This is a genomic window from Kitasatospora sp. NBC_01560, from assembly GCF_045208415.1.
Classification (GTDB): domain Bacteria; phylum Actinomycetota; class Actinomycetes; order Streptomycetales; family Streptomycetaceae; genus Kitasatospora.
Map to the genome: position 1 here is coordinate 4,383,979 of NZ_CP109364.1, position 19,475 is coordinate 4,403,453.

The following is a 19,475-nucleotide window of genomic DNA, read 5'->3' on the forward strand; positions in this document are numbered from 1 at the left end:
CACCGTGAGCTCCAACGATCCGCTGCGCCCGCATCCGGGGCAGCCGGGAAGGTTCGCTGTGCCCGCCACCCCCACCACCGACCCCCTCCAGCGCGAACGCGACCACCTGGCCGCCTCCCGCACCGCGCTGCGCGCCATGCGCGAGGACGTCCAGTCGCTGGACATCCGCGACGTCACCGGCAGCTGGGTGACCGCCGTCATCCTGCGGAACCAGATCGAGGCCCGGATCGCCGCCCTGGCCGACCTCTCGCACACCCCGCTCTTCTTCGGCCGGCTGGACTACCTGCACGCGATCAGCGAGGAGCTCTCCGAGGGCTCCGGCGGGGAGAACTTCTACATCGGCCGCCGGCACGTCCACGACGCCGACGGCGACCCGATGGTGATCGACTGGCGCGCGCCGGTCTCCCAGCCGTTCTACCGCGCCAGCCGGACGGCGCCGATGGACGTCGAACGCCGCCGCCGCTTCGGCTACACCGGCGGCGAGCTGACCGCCTACGAGGACGAGCACCTGACCGACGCGGCCGAGTCGGAGACCACCTCCGCGCTGCTCGCGGCCGAGATCGAGAAGCCCCGCGTCGGCCCGATGCGCGACATCGTCGCCACCATCCAGCCCGAGCAGGACGAGATCGTCCGCGCCGACATCACCGGCACGGTCTGCGTCCAGGGCGCCCCCGGCACCGGGAAGACCGCGGTCGGCCTGCACCGCGTCGCGTACCTGCTGTACGCGCACCGCGAGCGGCTGGCCCGCACCGGCACGCTGGTGATCGGCCCGAACAACGCCTTCCTCTCCTACATCGAGCAGGTGCTGCCCGCCCTGGGCGAGCTGGAGGTCGCGCAGGCCACCGTGCAGCAGCTGGTCGCGCACGTCGAGGTCCGCGCCGAGGACACCGCGGAGGCGGCCCGGCTCAAGGGCGACGCCCGGATGGCCGAGGTGCTGCGCCGGGCCGTCCGGGCCGGCATCGCGCTGCCCGCCGAGCCCTGCGTGGTGGTCCGCGGCTCCCGGCGCTGGCGCGTCCCCGTGAACGAGCTGACGGAGATCATCGAGGAGCTGAAGAGCCGCGACATCCGCTACGGCGCGGCCCGGGACGCCCTGCCGCAGCGGATCGCACACGCCGTGCTGCTGAAGATGGAGCAGGGCGGCGAGGCGCCGGACGACCGGGTGCAGGACGCGGTGGCCCGCAACCCCGCGGTCAAGGCGACGGTCAAGGCGTGCTGGCCGGCGGTCGACCCGGCCAAGCTGGTGCTGCGGCTGCTCTCCGAGCCGGAGTTCCTGGCCGCCTGCGCGGACGGCGTCCTCACCCCGGAGGAGCAGCGGGCGGTGCTCCTGCCCAAGCCCGGCCGCTCGGTGAAGACCGCCCGCTGGACGCCGGCCGACGCCGTCCTGGTCGACGAGACGACCGACCTCGTGCAGCGCACGGCCTCGCTCGGCCACGTGGTGCTGGACGAGGCACAGGACCTCTCGCCGATGCAGTACCGGGCGGTCGGCCGCCGCTGCACCACCGGCTCGGCGACCGTCCTCGGCGACCTCGCCCAGGGCACCACCCCGTGGGCCACCGCGAGCTGGCCGGACGCCCTGCACCACCTGGGCAAGCCGACCGCCCACGTCGAGGAGCTGACGAAGGGCTTCCGCGTCCCCGAGGAGGTGATCGCCTACGCCTCCCGGCTGCTGCCCTCGATCGCGCCCGGGCTCGCCCCGGCGACATCCGTCCGTGCGGCGCCCGGCTCGCTGACGATCACCCGGGTGGGCGCCGAGGAGCGCGACAAGGCCGTGGTCGAGGCCTGTCACCGGGCGCTGGGGCACGAGGGATCGACCGGCCTGATCGCCGCCGACGCCCGGATCCCGCTGCTCGCCTCGGCGCTGACCGCGGCCGGGCTGCCGTACCTCTCCCCCGGGGCCGAGACCAGCGCCGAGGCCCGGCTGACCCTGGTGCCGGCCTCGCTGGCCAAGGGCCTGGAGTACGACTACGTGGTGCTGGACGAGCCGGCCGCGGTGGTCGCCGGGGAGCCGGACGGGCGGACCGGCCTGCGCCGGCTGTACGTGGCGCTCACCCGTGCGGTGTCCGGGCTGGCCGTGCTGCACGCGGAGCCGCTGCCGGAGCAGTTGGCCTGACGCCCGCGCACGCGCGAGGGGACCGGCGCGTGCCGGTCCCCTCGCGCAGCCGGGCGGCCGTTCCCGACCGCCCGGCTGTCGGCGCTTCCACGCTCAACCGTCGATCAGGGCCCGCCACTCGGCGACCTTGGCCGCGTCCACCGGCGACTGCCAGCCGTCGGCCCGCACGGCGCCGCCCACGTGGAAGGCGTCGAAGCCGGCCGCCCGCAGCCCCGGCAGGTGCTCGGCCCGCAGGCCGCCGCCGATCAGGATCCGCTGGCCGTAGCCGGGCTCCCCGGCCCTGGCCAGCTCGGCCGAGAGCACGTCCCGGCCGGCGTCCACGCCGCCGGCCGCGCCGGAGGTGAGGAAGGTGTCCAGGCCGGGCAGCGCCCCGACGGCCGCGCGCACGGCGGCCCGGTCGGCGCTGTGGTCGATCGCCCGGTGGAAGGTCCAGCGGCTGCCCGCCACCGCCCCGGCGACGGCCACGGTGGCGGCGAGGTCCACGCCGCCCTCGGCGTCCAGGAAGCCGAAGACGAACTCGTCGGCCCCCTCGGCCCGCAACTCGGCGGCGCGGGCCTGCAGTTCGTCCAGGTCGCCGGGCGCGAAGCCGTCCCGGAGGCGCAGCATGACGCGCAGCGGGAGGCTCACCGCGGCGCGGATGCGGGCGAAGTCCGCGACCGACGGGGTGAGCCCGTCGGCGGCCATGTCCGTGACCAGTTCGAGCCGGTCGGCGCCGCCCGACTCGGCGGCCTGGGCGTCCTGGGGCGTCAGCGCGATGACTTCGAAAATTGGTCTAGACATATGAGACAGCCTGCCACATCCGGAAGTCCCCGGCGAGCCCCGGCGGCCGTTCCGGTCAGCCGTTGCGGGCCGCGCTGCCGCGCACCTCGGAACCCCTGCCGGCACCGGACCGGCGCAGCACCGCCGCGGCCAGCAGCAGCACCAGCACCACCGGCGCCGTCACCGGCAGCAGCCGCGAGACCCCGCCCGCTTCGCGCCAGATGTTGAACAGGCCGGCCGCCGCCGTCAGCGTCAGCACCGCCACCCCCACCGCGGCCGGTGCCACCCGTCCGCGCAGGGCGGTGAAGGTCAGCAGCAGCGGGGCGAGCAGCAGCAGCACGAACCACTGGACATCCACCGGGAAGAGCGTGTCGTCCCAGCGCTGGACCGCCGCCAGCAGTCCGCCCCCCGCCACCGAGGCCAGCACCAGACCGGCGGTCCGCCAGGTCGGCCGGGGCAGCAGCTCCCCCGGTGCGGCGGCCAGCAGCAGCGCGGCCAGCGCGAACGGCATGGCGGACGCACCCACGTACCCCGCCCACCACCAGTCGACGCCCCCGGGCCGGACGGCCTGCGCCAGCCCGGTCAGCCCGGGCAGCGCCGCCAGCAGCGCGGTGACCCGCGCGGCCCTCCAGCGCCCCAGCAGGGCCGCCACCACGAGCAGCAGCGCCGCCACCGGCAGGACGAAGAGCCCCGCGTACGCCACGACCGACCGGTCCCAGGTCAGCCGCCAGGTGACGGCGTCGGCGTCGGTCACCCAGGGCATCAGGGCGGCGCCCACCACGGCCCCGGCGATCATCGGCGCGGCCAGCGCCAGCACCTGCCCGCCGACCGAGGCCGAGGTCAGGCCGAGCCGCACCCGCAGGCCGTAGAGCGCGAGGTCGACGGCCTCCCGGGCAACGGCCGGCCGGCCGGCCTCGGCCGTGGTGTCGGCGAACACCGCGGCCAGCTCCTCGCCGCGCTCCCGGCGGTAGCGGGCCGGGTAGAACTGCAGCGCCGCCCGCAGGGCGACCGTCGGTGCGACCGTCGTCGGTCGGGTCATCAGCGGTGTGGTCATGCGAAATCTCCCCCCGTCGTCCTTCCGTCCGTCGTCGACCGCCCCCGCAGCACCGAGCGCACCTTGGAGAGCCGGCGCTCGGCCTCGGAGGCCACGGCGCGCAGGCGCTCCGCCTCGGTGGTCAGTGCATCGCGCCCGGCATCGGTCAGCGCGTAGCTGCGCCGGGCCCGGCCGTCGACGATCTCCTCGGCGGCGACCTCGATCAGGCCCTGCTGGAGCAGCCGGTCGAGAGCGCCGTACAGCGTGCCGGTGCGCATCCGGACCCGGCCGTCGGAGATCGCGTCGATCTCCTGGATCAGCGCGTAGCCGTGTCTGGGCGCGTCGGCCAGTGCAGTGAGCAGAAGCAGGGTCGGCTCCTGCATGGCACGTTCTGTCATGGGACTACATATATCGTCAATCTGCATATGCGGTCCAGTGGAACCCGCCGACCGGTGGACCGCAACGGCCAGAATGAGCCCATGCCGAACACGCCCGCCGATCCCGACGCCCCCGCCGATCCGCACGCCGACCTGCTCGCCGACTGGACCGCCCTGCTCCGCCGGTGCGGCGCGACCGCCGACCCCGAGCCCTACGGACGCGACCTGCTGCGCCGCTGGGCCGAGCCGCAGCGCCGCTACCACACCACCGACCACCTGCGGGCGGTACTCGGCCACCTGGACGCGCTCGACGGGCACGCGGACGCGCCGGACACCGTCCGGCTGGCCGCCTGGTTCCACGACGCCGTCTACCGGCCGGACCGCTCCGAGAACGAGGAACGCAGCGCCGCCCTCGCCGTCCGGGCGCTCACCGAGGCCGGCCTGCCCGGCCCGCGGACCGCCGAGGTCGCCCGGCTCGTCCGGCTCACCGTCACCCACCACCCCGAGCCCGGCGACCGCGACGGCGCCGTGCTCTGCGACGCCGACCTGGCCGTGCTCGGTGGCGACCCCCGGGCGTACGCCGCGTACGCGGCCGCCGTGCGGGAGGAGTACGCCTTCGTCCCCGAGCCGGACTTCCGGTCCGGACGCGCCGCGATCCTGCGGCAGCTGCTCGCCCTCCCCGCGCTCTACCGCACCCCGGCGGCCCGCGAGCGCTTCGACGCCCCCGCCCGGGCCAACCTGGCCGCCGAACTCACGGCACTCGAAGGCTGACCTTCCGCCGCCGGAGCCCGGCCGCGGTCAGCCGGGCCACCACGTCCCGGCTGCTCACCGGCCGGGCGCCCAGCGCCACGGCGTCGGCGTACCGGTGGGCGGGCAGGTCGTAGTGGTCGCGCTCGAAGGCCCGGGCGGGCACGCCCAGCCGTTCGGCGAACGCGTGCAGCTCCTCGTAGGAGACGTCGCTGACCAGGTGCGACCAGAAGCGGCCGTGGCCGGGCCAGTCCGGCGGGTCGACCAGGATCACGCGAGCCGGCCGACCGGAGCGACGACCGCGCCCTCCTTGCCGCAGACCCAGTGCGGGTCCGGTCCGAGCTCGGGCTCGACGCCGAGCGCGTGCGGATCGCCGTCCGCCGCGCAGGAGGTGCAGAGCGGCCAGCGGCCGTACTCCTCCAGCAGCGCGTCCTGGACGTCCTGGGCGACCAGCCCGAGCACGTACTCGGTGCCGTCCGGCCACTGCTCCAGCCACCAGCGGCGGTGCGTCACGGCCGCCTCGACCAGCGACACCACGGCGGCGTCCGCGACGTCCTTCGCGGTCAGGTCGGCCAGGATCAGTGCCCGGGCGTTGTGCAGGGCGGTTTCGATGTCATCAGCGGAAGCCATCCGTCCATTCTCCCCAATCCCGCCCGGACAACGCCGCACGGGCGGCTCCCCGAGGGGAACCGCCCGTGCGGACGAAGACTGCCCGATCCGTCAGGATCAGAAGTCCATGTCACCGCCCGGCATGCCGCCGCCGGCGGCCGCGGCGGCCTTCTCCGGCTTGTCGGCGATGACGGCCTCGGTGGTGAGGAAGAGCGCCGCGATGGAGGCGGCGTTCTGCAGCGCGGAGCGGGTGACCTTGGCCGGGTCGATGATGCCCGCGGCGACCAGGTCGACGTACTCGTTGGTGGCGGCGTTCAGGCCGTGACCGGCGGGGAGGTTGCGCACCTTCTCCACCACGACGCCACCCTCCAGGCCGGCGTTGGTCGCGATCTGCTTGATCGGGGCCTCCAGCGCGACCTTGACGATGTTGGCGCCGGTGGCCTCGTCGCCCTCGAGCTCCAGCTTGTCGAACGCGACCGAGGCCTGCAGCAGGGCGACGCCGCCACCGGCGACGATGCCCTCCTCGACAGCGGCCTTGGCGTTGCGGACGGCGTCCTCGATGCGGTGCTTGCGCTCCTTGAGCTCCACCTCGGTGGCCGCGCCGGCCTTGATGACGGCCACGCCGCCGGCCAGCTTGGCGAGGCGCTCCTGGAGCTTCTCGCGGTCGTAGTCCGAGTCGCTGTTCTCGATCTCGGCACGGATCTGGTTGACCCGGCCGGCGACCTGGTCGCTGTCGCCGCCACCGTCGACGATGGTGGTCTCGTCCTTGGTGATGACCACCTTGCGGGCGGTGCCCAGCAGGTCGATGCCGGCGTTCTCCAGCTTGAGGCCGACCTCCTCGGAGATCACGGTGCCACCGGTGAGGATGGCGATGTCGCCGAGCATGGCCTTGCGGCGGTCGCCGAAGCCCGGGGCCTTGACGGCGACGGACTTGAAGGTGCCGCGGATCTTGTTCACGACCAGGGTCGACAGGGCCTCGCCCTCGACGTCCTCGGCGATGATGACGAGCGGCTTGCCGCTCTGCATGACCTTCTCCAGCAGCGGGAGCAGGTCCTTGACCGAGCCGATCTTGGAGTTGGCGATGAGGATGTACGGGTCCTCGAACGTCGCCTCCATCCGCTCCAGGTCGGTGGCGAAGTAGGCGGAGATGTAGCCCTTGTCGAAGCGCATGCCCTCGGTGAGCTCAAGCTCCAGACCGAAGGTGTTGCTCTCCTCGACGGTGATGACGCCTTCCTTGCCGACCTTGTCCATGGCCTCGGCGATGAGCTCGCCGATCTGGGTGTCGGCGGCCGAGATGGAGGCGGTGGAGGCGATCTGCTCCTTGGTCTCCACGTCCTTGGCCTGGGCCAGCAGCTCGTCCGAGACGGCCTTGACGGCCTTCTCGATACCGCGCTTCAGGGCCATCGGGTTGGCGCCGGCGGCGACGTTGCGCAGACCCTCGCGGACGAGAGCCTGGGCGAGCACGGTGGCGGTGGTGGTGCCGTCACCCGCGACGTCGTCCGTCTTCTTGGCGACCTCCTTGACGAGCTCCGCACCGATCTTCTCGTACGGGTCCTCGAGCTCGATCTCCTTGGCGATGGAGACACCGTCGTTGGTGATCGTGGGGGCGCCCCACTTCTTCTCCAGCACGACGTTGCGGCCCTTGGGGCCGAGCGTGACCTTCACCGCGTCGGCGAGCTGGTTCATGCCACGCTCAAGGCCGCGGCGAGCTTCCTCATCAAAGGCGATGATCTTGGCCATCAGAAGTGGTCCTCCGGGACACGGTCGACTGCTCGGACCAAGGGGTGCCCGCGACGGACGGCCCTGGTGTGCGGGGGTCCTTTCCCCTACCGCTCCCGGGGGCCTCACCGACCCGGTCCGCTGTCACTCTCACGCTGTGAGTGCTAACGCCAATGATTAGCACTCTCGGTGGGCGAGTGCAAGCCCGAGGGGCGACCCGCGAGCCGCCGCGGACACGACGAGGGGCCCGCACGACGCGTGTCGCACGGGCCCCTCGCCAAGCAAGAGGTGCACCAGCCGATGGGCCGAGCCGAACTCCTGGGTGCCGGAAAGGTCAGACCGCCGCGCGGACCATGTCCGCCTGCGGGCCCTTCTGCCCCTGAGAGATCTCGAACTCGACCCGCTGGCCCTCCTCAAGGGTGCGGTAGCCGTCCATCTGGATCGCGCTGTAGTGGACGAAGACGTCCGCACCACCGTCGACCGCGATGAAGCCGTAGCCCTTCTCCGCGTTGAACCACTTGACGGTGCCCTGAGCCATTCCGAACTCCCCTAGTGCTGTGCTGGCCCTTCACGCGCCCGCAGGTCGCGGGCCCGGGTCTGGTTGAGGCCGGCCCGGGGAACCCCCCCTGGGCGCAGCCGTGCACGCCACAATCCCCGCCGAGAGCACCGGAGTCGTCCGATGAGGGGGCGATTGCGTCGACCGCGGCTGAATGTATCCGGACCGACGCCCTCTGCAACAGGGTCCTCCACCGGGAATTCCCCCGGGGCACCGAGGGACAGCACGGGTGAAATGGTGAGGAACTCCGCAATTCCCGCCGGACATAGCGGACGAATTACCCAAATCCCCGCGAGAATTCTGACATCTGCCTGACATGTTTCACGTCGGCGGACCGGGCGCCGGTCTCATCGGCCGGACAGACACCGGCCGTACGGGGCGCAGAAGGATCCGAGTGCCGGGGCGAGAGAAGGGGGGAGCCTATTCCCGGCCGGACCCCACTCTACTCCGCCCGGACCGGTGAATATTCCCGCCGGAATGCGAGCGGCCGCCCGCGGGCACGGAAATCGAATTTCCGTGCCCGCGGGCGGCCGGTGCGGCGGGCGGGAGTTCTCCCGGGCGGCTCAGCAGCCGCCGGCCACCGCCGGAATGATCGAAACGCTCGCGCCGTCCTTGATCTCGGTCGCCAGGCCCTCCGCGAAACGCACGTCGTCGTCGTTCACGTAGACGTTGACGAAACGGCGCAGCTTGCCGGCGTCGTCCAGGATCCGGGCGGCGATCCCGGCGTGGTTCTTCTCCAGGTCGGCGATGACGTCGCCCAGGGTGGCGCCCTCGGCGGCCACCTCGGCGGCGCCGCCGGTGTAGGTGCGCAGGATGGTCGGGATGCGGACGTTGGCGCTCATGGGGGCTTCTCCTTGCGGCGGGGGTGGCGGCGGTGCGGGGGTGGCGGCGGTGCTCAGTCGGACGCGAGGCCCGCGTCGCGGAACGAGGCCAGCGTCGGGCGGATGACGGCGGTCATCCCGGCGTCGGAGACGGCGTCCAGCGTCTTCAGGCCGTCGCCGGTGTTGATCGCGACGGTCTCCTTGGACGGGTCCAGCTGACCGGTCTCGACCAGCTTCCTGAGCACCCCGACGGTGACCCCGCCCGCGGTCTCGGCGAAGATGCCCTCCGTCCGGGCCAGCAGCTTGATCGCGTCCACCACCTCGGCGTCCGTCACGTCCTCGACGGCGCCACCGGTGCGGCGGGCGATGTCCAGCACGTACGGGCCGTCGGCCGGGTTGCCGATCGCCAGCGACTTGGCGATGGTGTCCGGCTTGACCGGCCGGATGACGTCGCGGCCGGCCTTGAACGCCGCCGACACCGGCGAGCAGCCCTCGGCCTGGGCGCCGAAGATCCTGTACGGGCGGTCCTCGACCAGACCGAGCCGGATCAGCTCCTGCAGCCCCTTGTCGATCTTCGTCAGCTGCGAGCCCGAGGCGATCGGGATCACGATCTGCTCCGGCAGGCGCCAGCCCAGCTGCTCGCAGATCTCGTACGCCAGCGTCTTGGAGCCCTCGCCGTAGTAGGGGCGCAGGTTGACGTTGACGAAGCCCCAGCCCTCGCCGGCCGGGTCGCCGATGAGCTCCGAGCAGAAGCGGTTCACGTCGTCGTAGTTGCCCTCGATGCCGACCAGCTCGCCGCCGTAGACGCCGGCCATCACGACCTTGCCCTGCTCCAGGTCGTGCGGGATGAAGACGCAGGACTTGAAGCCGGCCCGGGCCGCCGCCGCCCCCACCGCGCCGGCCAGGTTGCCGGTCGACGAGCAGGACAGCGTGGTGAAGCCGAACGCCCGCGCGGCCTCGATGGCACAGGCCACCACGCGGTCCTTGAACGAGTGCGTCGGGTTGCCCGAGTCGTCCTTGATGTGCAGCTGGGCGGTGAAGCCGAGTTCGCGGCCCAGGTTGTCCGCCTTGACCAGCGGGGTCCAGCCGGGGTTCAGGTTGGGCTTCGAGGCGACGTCGGCCGGCACCGGCAGCAGCGGCGCGTAGCGCCAGATGGAGGCGGGACCGGCCTCGATCCGCTTGCGCAGCTCCTCGGCGGACTCGCTGCCGAACTCGTAGGAGATCTCCAGCGGCCCGAAGCACTCCACGCAGGCGAAGCTGGGGCCGAGCGGGAACCGGGTGCCGCACTCGCGACAGGACAGCGCGGCGGCGGGGCCGAGGTCAACGGATGCGGGTGCAACGGTGTCGATAGCCATGATGGCGGAGGCCTCTCTCCTCATCTTCCCCGTGACGCGGGCGCGCCACAGGCCGGAATTGGCACCTGTCCCGCCGGGGCATGAGAACGCCTGCCGTGCGAGAAGGTTGCCGGGACGTCAACGGGCCGTTCCCTCAGTCCCTCTGGATGAGCTCTGTGAAGTTGTGGTCCTGCTCAGCGGTGACCCCGGCGTGCGAAGGTCCGGCCGCTGTACGAAGACTGTATCCGAAGGCGTCAACCCTGAACGGGACCGTCCGCCACGCGAGATGGTCCGTCCCACCCGATCCGCCGAGGAGAGACCCGTGCCCGCCGACCCGACCCCCGAGCTCCTCCCACCGGTGGCGTCCTGGCTGCGCCGCCGTTCGTGGAGCGCGGCCGACCGTCCGGTGCGCACCCTCCTGGACGCCAAGCGGGCCGCCGGCCGGGCCGGCACCGTCAGCGTCGTGCTGCCCGCCCTGGACGAGGAGGCCACCGTCGGCGACATCGTCCGCACCGTCCGCCGGGAGCTGATGGAGCGCCTGCCGCTGGTCGACGAACTGGTCGTGGTCGACTCCGGCTCCAGCGACGGCACCGCCGCCGCGGCCGCCGCGGCCGGCGCCCGGGTGGTGCGCCGCGACGAGATCCTGCCCCGGCTGCCCGCGGCCCCCGGCAAGGGCGAGGTGCTCTGGCGCTCGTTGCTCGTCACCCGCGGCGAGATCGTCTGCTTCGTCGATGCCGACCTGCGCGAGTTCGACCCCGCCTTCGTGTCCGGCATCATCGGCCCGCTGCTCACCGAACCGGACATCCAGCTGGTCAAGGCCATGTACGACCGGCCGCTGGAGGTGTCCACGGGCGGCCCGGCGGGGGACGGCACCGTCGTCCCGTCCGGCGGCGGCCGGGTCACCGAGCTGGTCGCCCGCCCGCTGCTCAACCTGCACTGGCCGGAACTCGCCGGTTTCGTCCAGCCGCTCGGCGGTGAGTACGCGGCCCGCCGCTCCCTGCTCGAACGGCTCCCGTTCCCGACCGGCTACGGCGTCGAGCTCGGGCTGCTGGTCGACGCCCTGGAGACGGCCGGGCTGGACGCCCTCGCCCAGGTCGACGTCGGGGTCCGGCACCACCGCCACCAGGACGGCCAGGCCCTCGGCCGGATGGCCGCCACCATCTACCGCACGGCACTCGAACGGCTCGACCGCTCCCACCGGCTCAAGGCCTCCGCCGATCTGGTGCACCCGCTGCTCACCCAGTACACCCGCGACCCGGAGACCGGGGCATTCACCGCCCACACCCACCCGGTCGGCGCGCTGGAACGGCCGCCGATGCACACCGTTCCCGAGTATGTGACCCGTCACCTCCCCCGGTGACGGGTTTGCGACCCCGGACCCACGGCAACGTACCAACCATGGGCGATCACACGACCGAGCGTTCGAGTCAGACCGGCGCCGCCACCGTCCTGGTGGCCTCCAACCGCGGACCGGTGTCGTTCAGCGCGGCGGACGACGGCACACTGACCCTCCGCCGCGGCGGCGGAGGCCTGGTCTCCGGGCTCTCCGCCATCGACGACCCCGACGCCGTGTGGGTCTGCGCGGCCCTCGGCGACGCCGACCGCCGGGCCGCCCGGGAGGCGCCGGACGGGCGCCTCGACCGGGCCGGCCACGACGTCGGCGGACAGGCCGTCCGGATGCTGGACATCGACCCGGAGACCTTCGCCCGCGCGTACAACGGCGTGGCCAACTCCACCCTCTGGTTCGTCCACCACCTGCTCTACGCCACCCCCACCGCGCCCGCCTTCGACGCCGGCTTCCGCACCGAGTGGCAGGCCTACACGGAGTACAACGCCGCCTTCGCCGACGCGCTCGCCGCCGAGGCCGCCCCCGGCGCGGCCGTGCTGGTCCAGGACTACCACCTGTCGCTGACCCCGGCGCTGCTCCGCGCGGCCCGGCCCGACCTGCGGATCGGCCACTTCTCGCACACCCCCTGGGCCCCGCCCGAGTACTTCCGGCTGCTGCCCGACGACGTCGCCGAGGCCGTCCTCACCGGCATCCTCGGCGCCGACCGGGCCGGCTTCCTCACCCGTCGCTGGGCGCTGTCCTTCGCCGACTGCTGCGAGCAGCTGCTCGGCGCCACCGTCGACCGCACCGCGCTCACCGTCACCCTGGCCGGCCGGACCACCCGCCTCGGCGTGCACGCGCTCGGCGCCGACGCCGACTTCCTGCGCGAGCGCGCCCACCGGCCGGACGTCGACGAGCGCCTCGCCACGCTCCGCGAGGCCGTCGGCGGCCGGCGCACCGTCGTCCGGGTCGACCGCACCGAGCTGAGCAAGAACATCGTCCGCGGCTTCCAGGCCTACCGGCACCTGCTGCGCACCCGCCCCGAATGGCGGGACCGCGTCGTCCACATCGCCTTCGCGTACCCGTCCCGGACCGACCTCGCCGAGTACCGCGCCTACACCGAGCAGGTCGAGCGGCTCGCCGCCGAGATCAACGAGGAGTTCGCCACCCCCGGCTGGCAGCCGCTGATCCTGCACGTCGACGACGACTTCCCGCGCTCGCTCGCCGCCTACCGGCTGGCCGACGTCGCCCTGGTCAACCCGATCCGGGACGGCATGAACCTGGTCGCCAAGGAGGTGCCGGTGGTCTCCGACCACGGCTGCGCCCTCGTCCTGTCCCGCGAGGCCGGCGCGTTCGCCGAGCTCGCCGACGACGCGCTCACGGTCAACCCCTACGACGTGATCGCCACCGCCGACGCCCTGCACGCCGCGCTCACCATGCCCGCCGACGAGCGCGCCGACCGGACGAAGCGGCTCGCCGCCGCGGCCACCGCGCTGCCGCCCCAGCAGTGGTTCCTCGACCAGCTCAACGCGCTCGGCTGAGCTCCGCGCCCAGCGCGTCCAGCAGCCCCACCACGCCGGCCGGGCCCTCGACCACCAGGTCGGCCCGGTCGGCGAGCTCCTTCACCGGCGCGTCGCCCACCGCACCGCTGCAGACCAGCAGCCCGGCCACGCCCTCCCCCCGCAGCCGCTCCACGGCCGCGAAGGCCGCGACGTCCCCCAGGTCGTCCCCGGCGTACAGCACCGACCGGGCGCCCCGCTCCCGCAGGAACCCGGTCAGCGCCGCGCCCTTGTCCACGCCCGGCGGCCGCAGCTCCAGCACCAGCCGGCCCGGCTCCACCACCAGCCCGTGCCCGGCGGCCAGCGCCTCCACCGGCGCCCGCAGCAACTCGAAGGCCTCCTCCGGCCGCCCGGCCCGGCGGGTGTGCACCGCCAGCGACCGCCCCTTGTCCTCGACCCAGGTGCCCTCCGGGGCTCCGGCGGCCGCCAGCACCGCGTCCACCCCGGCCCGCGCCCCGGCGACCCCCGGGTGCACCGGCGGCGCCGTGACCGCACCCGACTCCCAGCGCTCCGCGCCGTAGTGGCCCAGCACCACCAGCCCGTCGACCCCGGCGAACCCGCCGTACTCGACCGCCAGCCCGGCCGGCCGGCCCGTCACGACCACGATCGCGCCCACCCGGGGCGCCAGCCGCCGCAACGCCCCGACCACGCCGGGGTGCGCCCGGGCCCGGCTCGGATCGGCCACGATCGGCGCCAGCGTGCCGTCGAAATCCAGCGCCACCACCGCGTCCCGCGGCGAGGCGAGGACCGCCTCCAGCCCCGCGCGGCCGGCGTCCGTCGTCGGTGTCGCAATCCCCTGAAGACCCATGCCCCGAACCTACCCAGCCGCGTCCGGCGGAAGCCCGTACCGCGCCGCCGCCCAGCACGCCGCCACCCGGAGCACCGCCACCTACCGCGCCGCCGCCTACCGGGCCGCGCGCCGGGCGGCGCGCACCCGCCGCAGGCGGTTCACCAGCACCGGGGCGTGGGCCAGCGCCTCCGGCCGGTCCAGCAGCGCGTTCAGCAGCTGGTAGTACCGGGTGCCGGAGAGCCCGAGCTCCTCCCGGACGGCCCGCTCCTTGGCGCCGGCCGTCCGCCACTGCCGCCCTTCGAGCTCCAGCACCGCCACGTCCCGCTCACTGAGCTCACCCACGCGCCACTCGCCTCCGCCCGGCACCACTACGGAGTGTCATTCTCCCCCGTGCACCCGACACACTGTGCGCCCGGCAAACCGCGGCCCGGCTGGCTAGCGTCGGTGGCATGACCGAAAGCTTCGTCCTGCACATCCCGACCGCCGAGCTCGAACCCGACCCGCTCGACCCGGCCCAGATCGTCTCCGGCACCCCCGAGGTCTCCGGGCGGGTGCTCTCGGAGTCCCCCGACGGCCGCCAGCTGCGCGGCATCTGGCAGATCACCCCGGGCGTGGTCACCGACGTCGAGGCCGACGAGCTGTTCGTGGTGCTGAGCGGCCGGGCCACCATCGAGATCGAGGGCGGCCCGACCCTGCACGTCGGCCCGGGCGACTGCGCCGTCCTGCGCGCCGGGGACCGCACCACCTGGACCGTCCACGAGACCCTGCGCAAGGCCTACGCGATCAGCCTCTGACCCGTCCCGGGGGCGGGCCCGGGTTCACTTCCGGACCCGGGCCGCCTCCTTCACCGCCTTCTCCTGGAGCCCCTCCAGCACCTGCTTGGCGTCCCCGGTCGCCGCGCCGCCGATCCCGGCCTTGATCTGGTTGCTGACCTCAACCCAGGCCGGATCCCCGAACGGGTAGAAGCTGGCGTTGGTCAGCCCGGCGGTGAACTGCTTCAGGTCCTCGTGCTTCCCGTCCTTGGCCACCTCGTTGAAGGCGTCCTGGGTGACCGGCAGCAGGTTGTACGTCTCGTCGAACTTGAGCTGGTTGTCCTTCGCGTACGCGAAGCTCAGGAACTTGCGGATCTCGTTGCGGTGCCCGTTGGCCTTGAAGGCCATCATCCAGTCGGCCACCCCGAGGCTGCCGGTCTTCGCCAGGCCGTCCTTCCTGGGGATCGGCGCCGTCCCGAACTCGACCTTCGCCTTGGTGGCCATCCGCAGCAGCGTCGGGTGCCCGTTCAGCATCGCGACGTTGCCCGCGGCGAAGTCGGTGTACACCGGCGTCCGGTTCATCTTCCCCGGCTCCGGGTACGTCAGCTTGGTGTCCACCAGGTTGGTCCGCAGCCAGCCGAAGGTCGCCTGGTTCTGCGCGCTGTCGATGGTGTAGTTGCCGACGTCGTCGGAGAGGCTGCCGCCGCCGCTGAGCGTCCAGAGCATGGACTCGGCCGGCGCCTCCTCGGGCCCGAGCGGAAGCCCGTACGGGATCACCCCGGGCACCTTGGCCTTGATCTTCTCGGCGGCCGCCTTCAGCTCGTTCCAGGTGGCCGGCGGCTTGTCGATCCCGGCCTTCTGGAAGATCGCCTTGTTGTAGAAGAGCACCCGCGACGAGGAGACGAACGGGATCCCGTACTGGGTGCCGAGCACCTGGCCGGCGTGCGAGAACGACTCCATCATGTTGGCCTGGGTGTCCAGCGAGAGCACGTCCGCGGCGGGGTAGAGCCGGTCGGCGGCCACCTGGTCGGCGAACCCGCCGGTCTGCACCAGGTCGGGCGACTTGCCGCTGCCGACGAGGTCGCTCACCCGCTTGCCGATGTCGGTCCAGCTCACCACCTCGACGTCGACCCTGACGCCCGGGTTGTCGGCCTCGAACCGGTGGGCGACGTCGTCCCAGTACAGCTTCGAGCTGGTCGCCGCGTCCTCGCCGTAGTCGGCCGCGACCAGCTTGAGGGTGACCGTGCCGTCGCCCTGGCCGCCGCAGCCGGTGAGCAGGAGTGCTCCGGCCAGCGCGGTGCCGAGCAGCCGGGTGGGGGCCTGGGCGCGCCTGTTCAACGCGGGTACCGCCTTCACGAGGGTGGGGGAGAAAGAGGACCGGACCGGGTGGAATCCGGCAGGGGGAGCGCCACACTGCCAAACTGCCTGCACAGTGGTCCAGACCTCCGGGCCGTACCCGGCGGGTAGTTATCGAAGTGCGGAGGTCGTTGCACGATGCGCAATGGATCGGGGCGCGGCCGGCCCGCACCCCGGCCGGTCCGGCCCGGGAACCGCGCCGACCGAAGCCCGCCGCGGCGAGCGCAAAGCGCCGCAGAGCCCCTGGTTCTGCGACAAAGCTCACTTACTTTGGACCAGACCAATCCGACAACTGGACTAGACCTCTCCGACCCAGCCAAGGGAAACTGTCCTCCGTGAAGCACGTCATCGCACTCGATGTAGGCGGCACCGGCATGAAGGCCGCGCTGCTCGCCCAGGACGGCTCCGTGCTGTTCGAAGCACGCCGACCGACCGGGCGGGAGCACGGCACGGACGCCGTCGTCGCCGCCATCCTCGACTTCGCCGCCGATCTGGCGGACGAGGGCCGCAGCCGCTTCGGCGTCGCCCCGCTGGCGGCGGGCGTCGCCGTCCCGGGGACGATCGACGAGAAGAACGGCATCGCGGTCTTCTCCGCCAACCTCGGCTGGCGGGACCTGCCGATGCGCGAGCTGCTGGGCGAACGCCTGGCCGGCCCGGGCGGCGCCGCGATGCCGGTGGCCCTCGGCCACGACGTGCGCTCGGGCGGCCTCGCCGAGGGCCGCCTCGGCGCGGGCCGCGGTGTCGACCGCTTCCTGTTCGTCGCGCTGGGCACCGGCATCGCCGGTGCCATCGGCATCGGCGGCCGGATCGAGGCCGGCGCCCACGGCTACGGCGGCGAGATCGGCCACGTCGTGGTCCGGCCGGGCGGCCCGCAGTGCGGCTGCGGCGCCCGGGGCTGCCTGGAGACCCTCGCCTCCGCCTCCGCCGTCTCCCGGGCCTGGGCCGCGGCCAGCGGGGACCCCGACGCCGACGCGGCATCCTGCGCCGTCGCGGTGGACGCCGGGGACCCCCGCGCGGTCGCGGTCTGGCAGCACGCGGTGGACGCCCTGGCCGACGGGATCGTGCTCGCCCAGAGCCTGCTCGACCCGTCCACGGTGATCGTCGGCGGCGGCCTGGCCGAGGCCGGCGACACCCTCTTCACTCCCCTGCGCGCGGCCGTGAGCGAGCGGTTGACCTTCCAGATGCCCCCCGAGGTCGTACCCGCCATGCTCAAAGACACCGCCGCATCCCTGGGCGCAGGCCTGCTCGCCTGGGATCTGCTCTCCATGGAGGTGACCGCGTGACTGCCGCGCGTATCGAATCAGCGGCGCTGCCGCGGGGCACTGTCCTGGCCGGGGCCCGGCTCGTGCTGCCGGGCGGGGTGGTGGAGAACGGCCGGCTGGTGGTCGACGGCACCCGGATCGCCGCCGTCACGGGCGTCACCGACGCCGCGGCCGGTAAGGCCGGTGCGGCCGGTGCGGATGGTGCGGCCGGTGCGGATGGTGCGGATGGTGGTGGTGCGGCCGGTGCGGGTGATCTCGACCTGGCCGGGTACACCGTGCTGCCCGGTTTCGTGGACCTGCACGTGCACGGCGGCGGCGGTGCCTCGTACGCGTCCGGGATCGCCGAGGAGGCGCTGCGCGCCGCCCGGACCCACCTGGAGCACGGCACCACCACCACCGTCGCCTCGACGGTGACCGGTGAGATCGACGAGGTGGCCCGGCAGGCCCACGTGCTGTCCGAGCTGGTCGAGGACGGCGTGCTGGCCGGCATCCACTTCGAGGGCCCGTTCATCTCCCACAACCGGTGCGGCGCGCACCGGCCGGACCTGCTGCGCGACCCGGACCCGGCGCTGGTGCGCAAGCTGGTCGACGCGGCGCGCGGCCACGCGAAGATGGTCACCCTCGCGCCGGAGCTGCCCGGCGGCCTGGAGTCGGTGCGGATGCTCGCCGAGCTCGGGGTGATCGCCGCGGTCGGCCACACCGACTCCGACTACGCGAAGACGCTGGAGGCGATCGAGGCGGGGGCGAGCGTCGCGACCCACCTGTTCAACGCGATGCCCGGCATCGCCCACCGCGCGCCGGGCCCGATCGTGGCGCTGCTGGAGGACGAGCGGGTCACCGTCGAGCTGATCAACGACGGCGTGCACCTGCACCCCTCGGTGCTGGACCTCGCCTACGGCACCGCGGGCGCCTCGCGGGTCGCCCTGATCACCGACGCGATGGGCGCGGCCGGCATGGGCGACGGCCTCTACCCGCTCGGCCCGCTCCAGGTCGAGGTCGAGAACGGCGTGGCCCGTCTGGTCGAGGGCGGTGCGATCGCCGGCTCCACGCTCACCCTGGACGTGGCGTTCAAGCGCTCGGTCACCGTCAACGGCCTGTCCCTGACGCAGGCCGTCGAGTCGCTCTGCGCGGTGCCGGCCCGGCTGCTCGGCCTCGACGGCACGGTCGGCTCGCTGGAGGCCGGAAAGCTCGCCGACCTCGTCGTCGTCGACTCCGCGACCCACGACCTGGTGGCCGTGATGCGCCGCGGCGAGTGGATCACCGGCGGCGAGCGCTTCGCCACCGTCCCGGCGCCCTGACGGACCGCCCGGCCAGGAACGACGAGCGGCCGCCCGCTCCCCACGGGGAACGGGCGGCCGCTGTGCGTCGGGCGCGGCTCAGGCGGCCTCCACGACCACCTGGTCGATCAGGACGGACCCACCGGCCGGGCCCGCGATCATGATCGTGTTCGACCCCGCCTGCAGGGTCGGGGTGATGTAGGTGGTGTACCAGGAGGCCGCCGGGTCCTTGCCCGGCGAGTAGTTCTTGAAGGCCAGCCCGCTCGGCCAGTCCTTGCCGTTCACGGTCGCCGCCGCCTTCACGTCGCCCGCCGCGTTGTTGAAGTGCACGGTGAACTTGTACGTGCCGGCCGCGGCCACGTCGCCGGTCCAGCTGACCGAGCCGCCCGCCTGGAGCGTCAGGTAGCTTCCGTCCGCGGACTTGGCCCCCTTGACGGTGTTCCCGGACGGCGCGTTCTGCGCCTGCAGCTGCCCGGCGTCGACCGGGCCGAGCGCACCGGCGCCGGAGGCGCTCGCCGACGGCGAGGCCGCACCCGTGGCCGACGCACTGCCGGTGCCGGTGCCCGGAACGGGCGGGGCGGCCGTCCGGCCACCGCCCTTGGCGTCCTTGCCGTCGCCCGGGTCCCCGGTGGAAAGCGCTATCCCGGCGCCGATCGCGATGGCCGCGACCACCGCCACGGCACCGATCACCGCACCCTTGCTCCGCCCGCTGCCGGACCGCTCCTCCCCCGGCTGCGGCCGGGAGTGCTCCGCGTACCGGGTCTGCTGGGTGGGCGCGCCGCCGTACTCGGGCTGCTGCCCGTACGGCTGCGCGGGCTGGCCCGGCTGCGGGTAACCCGGCTGCTGGGCCGGGTGGGGCTGCTGCTGGCGGGGCGGGTACGACTGCTGCCCGTACTGGGCGCGGCCGACCTCCATCGGGCGGTTGTACGACGTACGGGGCACGCCCTGCTGCGGCTCGGCCGACTGCGCGGCGCTGCCCTCTGCCGGGCGGTAGAGGTAACCGAAGGGGTCGTCGTCCTGCGGGGCACCGCCCTCCGGGCTCTCGGGCACTCCGTTGCTGCCGGCGGTCGTCACGGTGGTCAACTCC

Annotated in this window: 20 protein-coding genes and 1 riboswitch; of the genes, 7 read left to right on the plus strand and 13 right to left on the minus strand. The window is 73.5% G+C overall.

The genetic code is table 11. The annotated features are described in order from the left end of the window. The first annotated feature begins 58 nt into the window (after window positions 1-58). Window positions 59-2,110 (plus strand): HelD family protein, encoded by a 2,052-nt coding sequence (locus OH807_RS19105; protein WP_406200301.1) that lies wholly within the window; start codon window positions 59-61, stop codon window positions 2,108-2,110. A 93-nt stretch (window positions 2,111-2,203) separates the two neighbouring features. Here OH807_RS19105 and OH807_RS19110 read toward each other — a convergent pair whose 3' ends face one another. Genes OH807_RS19110 through OH807_RS19120 form a run of 3 tightly spaced genes read right to left on the minus strand, consistent with a single transcriptional unit; the run spans window position 2,204 to window position 4,300 of the window. Beyond that, window positions 2,204-2,890, minus strand: coding sequence for a copper homeostasis protein CutC (locus OH807_RS19110; RefSeq protein WP_406200303.1), 687 nt, complete (start codon window positions 2,888-2,890; stop codon window positions 2,204-2,206). A gap of 55 nt (window positions 2,891-2,945) precedes the next feature. Further along, window positions 2,946-3,923 (minus strand): hypothetical protein, encoded by a 978-nt coding sequence (locus tag OH807_RS19115; RefSeq protein ID WP_406200306.1) that lies wholly within the window; start codon window positions 3,921-3,923, stop codon window positions 2,946-2,948. Then, complete coding sequence (locus tag OH807_RS19120; protein WP_406200309.1) at window positions 3,920-4,300, minus strand: PadR family transcriptional regulator; 381 nt, start codon at window positions 4,298-4,300, stop codon at window positions 3,920-3,922. The genes OH807_RS19115 and OH807_RS19120 overlap by 4 nt, the downstream gene beginning before the upstream one ends. 81 nt (window positions 4,301-4,381) lie before the next feature. Between OH807_RS19120 and OH807_RS19125 the strand changes: the two genes are divergently transcribed. Continuing rightward, entirely contained in the window at window positions 4,382-5,050 is a 669-nt protein-coding gene (locus tag OH807_RS19125) for a hypothetical protein (RefSeq protein WP_406200312.1), read from the plus strand. On the opposite strand, the gene OH807_RS19130 is transcribed toward OH807_RS19125, so the two are convergent. The 6 genes from OH807_RS19130 to thrC form a co-directional block, all read right to left on the minus strand. Next, entirely contained in the window at window positions 5,031-5,300 is a 270-nt protein-coding gene (locus OH807_RS19130; protein ID WP_406200315.1) for a DUF4031 domain-containing protein, read from the minus strand. The genes OH807_RS19125 and OH807_RS19130 overlap by 20 nt on opposite strands. Beyond that, window positions 5,297-5,656 carry a hypothetical protein gene (locus tag OH807_RS19135; RefSeq protein WP_406200317.1) on the minus strand — a complete coding sequence of 120 codons (360 nt, stop codon included), beginning with the start codon at window positions 5,654-5,656 and terminating at the stop codon, window positions 5,297-5,299. The genes OH807_RS19130 and OH807_RS19135 overlap by 4 nt, the downstream gene beginning before the upstream one ends. Before the next feature lie 96 nt (window positions 5,657-5,752). Next, window positions 5,753-7,375, minus strand: coding sequence for a chaperonin GroEL (gene groL, locus OH807_RS19140; RefSeq protein WP_406200319.1), 1,623 nt, complete (start codon window positions 7,373-7,375; stop codon window positions 5,753-5,755). 313 nt (window positions 7,376-7,688) lie between these two features. Beyond that, entirely contained in the window at window positions 7,689-7,892 is a 204-nt protein-coding gene (locus tag OH807_RS19145) for a cold-shock protein (RefSeq protein ID WP_030289665.1), read from the minus strand. Window positions 7,893-8,473: 581 nt separating this feature from the next. Further along, complete coding sequence (locus tag OH807_RS19150; RefSeq protein ID WP_406200321.1) at window positions 8,474-8,752, minus strand: ubiquitin-like small modifier protein 1; 279 nt, start codon at window positions 8,750-8,752, stop codon at window positions 8,474-8,476. Window positions 8,753-8,805: 53 nt separating this feature from the next. After that, window positions 8,806-10,086 carry a threonine synthase gene (gene thrC / locus OH807_RS19155; protein WP_406200324.1) on the minus strand — a complete coding sequence of 427 codons (1,281 nt, stop codon included), beginning with the start codon at window positions 10,084-10,086 and terminating at the stop codon, window positions 8,806-8,808. 17 nt (window positions 10,087-10,103) lie between these two features. Then, window positions 10,104-10,239: riboswitch (SAM riboswitch) on the minus strand. Between the two features lie 148 nt (window positions 10,240-10,387). Here thrC and OH807_RS19160 point away from each other — a divergent pair. Beyond that, window positions 10,388-11,425 carry a glucosyl-3-phosphoglycerate synthase gene (locus tag OH807_RS19160; protein WP_406200326.1) on the plus strand — a complete coding sequence of 346 codons (1,038 nt, stop codon included), beginning with the start codon at window positions 10,388-10,390 and terminating at the stop codon, window positions 11,423-11,425. A gap of 38 nt (window positions 11,426-11,463) precedes the next feature. After that, on the plus strand, window positions 11,464-12,933 hold the full coding sequence (locus tag OH807_RS19165) for a trehalose-6-phosphate synthase (protein ID WP_406200329.1): 1,470 nt from the start codon (window positions 11,464-11,466) through the stop codon (window positions 12,931-12,933). Here OH807_RS19165 and otsB read toward each other — a convergent pair. Together otsB and OH807_RS19175 are read right to left on the minus strand one after the other, a co-directional pair. After that, window positions 12,917-13,759, minus strand: a complete 843-nt coding sequence (gene otsB / locus OH807_RS19170; RefSeq protein ID WP_406200331.1) for a trehalose-phosphatase — start codon at window positions 13,757-13,759, stop codon at window positions 12,917-12,919. The two genes, OH807_RS19165 and otsB, sit on opposite strands and share 17 nt — an antisense overlap. 96 nt (window positions 13,760-13,855) lie before the next feature. Beyond that, window positions 13,856-14,083, minus strand: coding sequence for a DUF3263 domain-containing protein (locus tag OH807_RS19175; protein ID WP_406200334.1), 228 nt, complete (start codon window positions 14,081-14,083; stop codon window positions 13,856-13,858). A 107-nt stretch (window positions 14,084-14,190) separates the two neighbouring features. Between OH807_RS19175 and OH807_RS19180 the strand changes: the two genes are divergently transcribed. Beyond that, complete coding sequence (locus OH807_RS19180) at window positions 14,191-14,535, plus strand: cupin domain-containing protein (protein ID WP_406200336.1); 345 nt, start codon at window positions 14,191-14,193, stop codon at window positions 14,533-14,535. A gap of 24 nt (window positions 14,536-14,559) precedes the next feature. On the opposite strand, the gene OH807_RS19185 is transcribed toward OH807_RS19180, so the two are convergent. After that, window positions 14,560-15,831 carry an extracellular solute-binding protein gene (locus OH807_RS19185; protein ID WP_406200339.1) on the minus strand — a complete coding sequence of 424 codons (1,272 nt, stop codon included), beginning with the start codon at window positions 15,829-15,831 and terminating at the stop codon, window positions 14,560-14,562. Between the two features lie 353 nt (window positions 15,832-16,184). Here OH807_RS19185 and OH807_RS19190 point away from each other — a divergent pair, with 353 nt between their 5' ends. After that, window positions 16,185-17,132 (plus strand): ROK family protein, encoded by a 948-nt coding sequence (locus OH807_RS19190; protein ID WP_406200342.1) that lies wholly within the window; start codon window positions 16,185-16,187, stop codon window positions 17,130-17,132. Beyond that, on the plus strand, window positions 17,129-18,409 hold the full coding sequence (gene nagA, locus OH807_RS19195; RefSeq protein WP_406200344.1) for an N-acetylglucosamine-6-phosphate deacetylase: 1,281 nt from the start codon (window positions 17,129-17,131) through the stop codon (window positions 18,407-18,409). Before OH807_RS19190 ends, nagA begins: the two co-directional genes overlap by 4 nt. 78 nt (window positions 18,410-18,487) lie before the next feature. On the opposite strand, the gene OH807_RS19200 is transcribed toward nagA, so the two are convergent. Continuing rightward, window positions 18,488-19,471 (minus strand): hypothetical protein, encoded by a 984-nt coding sequence (locus OH807_RS19200; protein ID WP_406200346.1) that lies wholly within the window; start codon window positions 19,469-19,471, stop codon window positions 18,488-18,490. Between the last annotated feature and the right edge of the window lie 4 nt (window positions 19,472-19,475).

What these genes read in the sequence shown, in the direction of transcription:
- OH807_RS19120 (WP_406200309.1), bottom strand. Translation starts at nt 4,300, where the DNA reads ATGACAGAACGTGCCATGCAGGAGCCGACCCTGCTTCTGCTCACTGCA.
- OH807_RS19115 (WP_406200306.1), bottom strand. Translation starts at nt 3,923, where the DNA reads ATGACCACACCGCTGATGACCCGACCGACGACGGTCGCACCGACGGTC.
- OH807_RS19110 (WP_406200303.1), bottom strand. Translation starts at nt 2,890, where the DNA reads ATGTCTAGACCAATTTTCGAAGTCATCGCGCTGACGCCCCAGGACGCC.
- OH807_RS19135 (WP_406200317.1), bottom strand. Translation starts at nt 5,656, where the DNA reads ATGGCTTCCGCTGATGACATCGAAACCGCCCTGCACAACGCCCGGGCA.
- groL (WP_406200319.1), bottom strand. Translation starts at nt 7,375, where the DNA reads ATGGCCAAGATCATCGCCTTTGATGAGGAAGCTCGCCGCGGCCTTGAG.
- OH807_RS19145 (WP_030289665.1), bottom strand. Translation starts at nt 7,892, where the DNA reads ATGGCTCAGGGCACCGTCAAGTGGTTCAACGCGGAGAAGGGCTACGGC.
- OH807_RS19125 (WP_406200312.1), top strand. Translation starts at nt 4,382, where the DNA reads ATGCCGAACACGCCCGCCGATCCCGACGCCCCCGCCGATCCGCACGCC.
- OH807_RS19180 (WP_406200336.1), top strand. Translation starts at nt 14,191, where the DNA reads ATGACCGAAAGCTTCGTCCTGCACATCCCGACCGCCGAGCTCGAACCC.
- otsB (WP_406200331.1), bottom strand. Translation starts at nt 13,759, where the DNA reads ATGGGTCTTCAGGGGATTGCGACACCGACGACGGACGCCGGCCGCGCG.
- OH807_RS19150 (WP_406200321.1), bottom strand. Translation starts at nt 8,752, where the DNA reads ATGAGCGCCAACGTCCGCATCCCGACCATCCTGCGCACCTACACCGGC.
- thrC (WP_406200324.1), bottom strand. Translation starts at nt 10,086, where the DNA reads ATGGCTATCGACACCGTTGCACCCGCATCCGTTGACCTCGGCCCCGCC.
- OH807_RS19165 (WP_406200329.1), top strand. Translation starts at nt 11,464, where the DNA reads ATGGGCGATCACACGACCGAGCGTTCGAGTCAGACCGGCGCCGCCACC.